Origin of the sequence: Streptomyces sp. SP17BM10, from assembly GCF_036322405.1 — a bacterium.
Classification (GTDB): domain Bacteria; phylum Actinomycetota; class Actinomycetes; order Streptomycetales; family Streptomycetaceae; genus Kitasatospora.
The window spans coordinates 1-370 of sequence record NZ_JAQYXB010000062.1 but is presented as its reverse complement, the minus strand read 5'-3'; the positions used below and the strand labels follow the sequence as shown (position 1 = coordinate 370).

The 370-nt window shown below is 76.8% G+C and carries 1 pseudogene; it reads right to left on the bottom strand.

Annotated elements, in window-relative coordinates:
* A pseudogene (locus tag PUR71_RS00245) lies at positions 1-346 on the bottom strand (malto-oligosyltrehalose synthase); the annotation flags it as partial.
* Positions 347-370: the final 24 nt, after the last annotated feature.

Sequence of the window (370 nt, the reverse complement as noted above, 5' to 3'; positions counted from 1 at the left end):
TGCTGTGCGGCCAGGCGCGTTCCAGGTACCGGCACCAGTCGTGGAAGTCCGCGGGGTGCAGCCCGGGGCGGGCGGGGTCGCCGCCGACCGCGTTGTGGCCGGGCAGGGCGTGCCACCGGTAGAAGGCGGTGTCCGCGACGCCCTTGGCGGCGACGGCGGCGGCGGGCTGGGCGAAGCGTGCGCAGGCCTCGTCGTGCGCGTCCGAGCCTCCGACCTCGCCGAGCGCGAGGCCGGCGACGAGGCGGTCCGTCGCGTCGGCCGTGTCGTCCAGCCCGGAACGCAGGTACGCGGCGTCGGCGGCCGCGCCGGGCCCGATCGGAAGCGCTCCCGGCGGAACTCCAGTCACTCGGGTGGATCTGGTATGCCGGCT